We start from the raw sequence: 3,261 nt of genomic DNA on the forward strand, positions 1-3,261 counted from the left end.
CCTCCGGATATCCTGTCGCCCGCCTCCGCCGCCGCGCCGCTCTCCGCCGCGCCGCCGCCCGCCATTCCCCGGCAGTCCGCCGCCGCGCGGTCCTCCGCCGTGGCGGCAGTCGCGCCGGCGACCACCGTCGTCCCTCCACCCGGGACGGTCGCGCCGCACCCGTTCTACGGCCCGTTGCTGTTCCACTCCGGACGGATGCGGTGCCTGGTGGGGTACGAGCACCTGTCGGCGTTCCGCGTCCGGGCCCGGGTGCGGGCGAGCGGGGAGCGGTGGTTCTCCGAGTACCTCGCGTCCCGGTTGCTGCTGGGCGACCTGGGCGCGCACGACGCCGGCATCCACGTGCTGCTGGCCTGCCTGCCGCACCGCCGGGCGCTGCCCGTCGCGGCGGAGCGGGTCACGGTGTGGCGTCAGCCCGCCGGCCTGGTCCGCGTGGACGCCGAGGAGCGGTCGCACGACGGCGACGACTACGTCTACGACGTGCGCCTGTCCGATCAGGACGGTGTGCCGATCGCCCGCTGGGACGGGTTGCGGCTGCGCGCGTACGGCCCCCGCCCGTGGCCGGAACCGCCGCCCGCGCCGCTCGTCGGCCCGCTGTTGAGCAGGCGGCTGGCCGAACTGGGCCTCGCCGACCGGCTGGAGTTGGTGACCACCGAGGACGCCGTGGTCGCCCACGCGGCCACGCCCGTCGGCGTCGCCCGGGCGGACGACGGCCGGACGGCCGTGGCACGGGCGCTGCTCGACCTCGGGCTGCCCGGCGACGCGGGCGTGGTGGTCGAGGACAGGACCGAGGACGGCCTGCTGGTGTGCGGGACCGCGGCGGCACGGGTCGTCGCCTTCACCGGCCCGCGCTCCGTCGCCGTCGCCCTGCCCCGGGAGGCGTGAACGCGGTGCGCGAGTTCCACTGGCGGCACGTGGTGACGTTCGACGAGACCAACCTCGTCGGCAACGTCTACTTCGCCCAGTTCCTGCACTGGCAGGGGCACTGCCGGGAGATGTTCCTGGCCCGGCACGCGCCCGGTGTGCTGAAGGAGCTGAGCAGCGGCGGTCTGGTGCTCGCCACCCGGTCGTGCTCGATGGAGTTCTTCGGGGAGTGCTTCGCCTTCGACGAGATCGTCATCGCGATGACCCTGCGGGAGCGCTGGGACAGCGCGCTGCGGATGGGGTTCGACTTCCGGCGGGACGACCGGCTCGTGGCGCGCGGCGAGCAGACGGTCGCCGCGCTGCGCCGCGTCGGGTCGGGGGTCGAGCCGGTTGCGGTGCCGGAGGAGCTGGTGGCCGCGCTCGCACCGTACGAGGTGACGCGCCGCGCGACGTGACGGACCGCGGCGGCGGTTTCGCCGGGGAATTGCCCTGTTCCCGCCGGGCGACGTGACGAGCCGCGCCGACCGCTTCCCCGGAAGGGCTTTGCCGTGTCCCGCGCCGGGCGACGTGGCCGACCTCGGCGGCGGTTCCCGGGGAGCGGGTTGCCGCGCGTCGGGCGACGGCCGACCTCAGCGGCCGGTCGTCCCGTCCGGACCGGGGTTGGCCTCCCGGCCGGGCACGGGCGCGTCCTCGACCGCCTCGGGTTCCGGCCGGCCCTCCGCGAGCGACCGGGTGACCGCCGCCAGGGCGGCCAGGTACGAACTCTCGTCGTGCACCGCTGCCATGTTCCCCTCCACCCGCACCGCTTGATCACTACGCGGAACTCAACCGTCCTCGACGGTACCGCAGGCGACCGGAACCGGACTCACGCTGCGTGAATCCGTCATGCGAACGGATGAGCCCTACCCACCGGTGTTGTGAAGTCGCAGGTGGACGTCACCGGTACCCTGGACGGTCGCTAACAAAACCTATAGCGTCCGTAGCTTGTGGACAGTCTCGCCCACGCATCGAGCGAGACAGACTCTGGAGGTAACGCAGTGAGCAACCCCCGGGAGACCTACGAGTCGCTGAACCTCGAACCCAAACCCATCCGGCCGCACATCCTCGCGGCGGCGACCGTGGTGTTCGGCGACGACTACTACGCGGGTCGGCGCGAGACCATCAACCTGTCGGGCTTCGTCCAACTGAACAAGTGGCCCATGCCGGGATTCGAGCACCGGGTGGACGAGAAGGGGTACGCCGAGTTCGAGACGGAGCTGATCAGCGCGCCCGAGGTCGGCATCAAGGGCTTCAGCTACGAGCTGGACGACCGCATCCAGGTGCTGTCCAACCCGTTCCTGCCCAACACGGGCCACGTGCGCCAGATCGTGCCCGGCAAGAACTTCCCGGCGGAGTTCTACATCCGCCGCTTCGGCATCCTGGAGACGAGCACGCTGCGCCTCGCGCACCGCAACGTCATCGACATCTACGGCGTGGTCGACCACGTGCCGCCGTTCAAGAAGCCGCTCACCGGCCCGTACCTGGGCAAGCCGCGCGGCGACGGCCCGTTCGAGGTCGTGCAGGCGCCGAACGTCGCGCGCGGCACGACGCTGCCCGAGGCGTGGTACCCGGCCGACGACGAGAACCAGCCGGTCGGCATCACCCCGACGGTGTTCTTCGCGCCGAGCGCGGGCCCGTGCATGTCGATGCTGGTCGACCCGTCGATGATCATGCAGGTGTCGCTGGAGGGCCGGGTCGACGTCGAGGTGAACGGCAAGACCGTGCACATCGACCTGGCGGGCGACCACCGCAAGGCCGCCGGCACGGAGATCCTGCTGTTCGGCCCGGAGAAGCACTCGGAGGGCACCGGCGTCCTGGCGCAGATGGCGCGGCTGGCCGTCACCGGCCACTGCCCGGAGCTGGGCGGTCGGGTCATGCTGCGGGCGAGTTGGCCGCGGGTGTCCGGCGGCACGCTGGGCGAGGGCTCCGAGGAGAGCCTGAGCCGCGTCAAGTTCCCCGGCGCGTTGCACCTCGACGCGGAATTCGAGCTGATGACCCCGGCGGCCACGCTCTATGCGGCGAACTCCGTCCACGTCAGCGGTAACCTCACGGACATGGGCGCGACCGGCACCGAGCTGTCGATGAGCGGCGTGGACGCCCCGCTGGTCACCACGGACGACGAGGTGAAGGCCCGTCTGACGGGTGTGCGGCTGGTCATGCGCGACGCGTTCGTCGGCGAGCACGCGGCGGTCAACGTCTGAGCGAGCAGTGACGGTTGTTCCCGGACATACTCGTCGTTGCACCCCGCCCGGGCCTTCGGGGGGGGGCAAACGGGGGCGAAAGCCCCCCCGACTCCAACCCCCCAAAATTAAGAACACACACTTAGACCCCGCCCACCCCCCCCGCGCGCCCCCCCACCCG

4 protein-coding genes are annotated in these 3,261 nt (G+C 72.1%); 3 read left to right on the forward strand and 1 reads right to left on the reverse strand.

Features of this window, described 5'->3' with window-relative positions; translation table 11 throughout:
• Together ACFXGA_RS21735 and ACFXGA_RS21740 are read left to right on the forward strand one after the other, a co-directional pair.
• The coding region (locus tag ACFXGA_RS21735) for a polyketide synthase dehydratase domain-containing protein (protein ID WP_378090619.1) at positions 1-882 on the forward strand (882 nt) is incomplete at its 5' end.
• A complete protein-coding gene (locus ACFXGA_RS21740; RefSeq protein ID WP_378090621.1) occupies positions 879-1,316 on the forward strand; it encodes an acyl-CoA thioesterase in 438 nt (145 codons plus the stop codon). The genes ACFXGA_RS21735 and ACFXGA_RS21740, both read left to right, overlap by 4 nt.
• Before the next feature lie 174 nt (positions 1,317-1,490).
• Here the strand turns inward: ACFXGA_RS21740 and ACFXGA_RS21745 are convergent, their stop codons facing one another.
• Positions 1,491-1,646: a hypothetical protein gene (locus ACFXGA_RS21745; RefSeq protein ID WP_378090623.1), complete on the reverse strand. Its 156-nt coding sequence runs from the start codon at positions 1,644-1,646 to the stop codon at positions 1,491-1,493.
• Between the two features lie 252 nt (positions 1,647-1,898).
• On the opposite strand from ACFXGA_RS21745, the gene ACFXGA_RS21750 reads away from it, so the two are divergent.
• Positions 1,899-3,101, forward strand: a complete 1,203-nt coding sequence (locus tag ACFXGA_RS21750; protein ID WP_378090625.1) for a DUF6004 family protein — start codon at positions 1,899-1,901, stop codon at positions 3,099-3,101.
• Positions 3,102-3,261 lie beyond the last annotated feature (160 nt).

The sequence above is a fragment of the Actinosynnema sp. NPDC059335 genome, from assembly GCF_042752395.1.
In the GTDB taxonomy this organism is placed as follows: Bacteria; Actinomycetota; Actinomycetes; order Mycobacteriales; family Pseudonocardiaceae; genus Actinosynnema.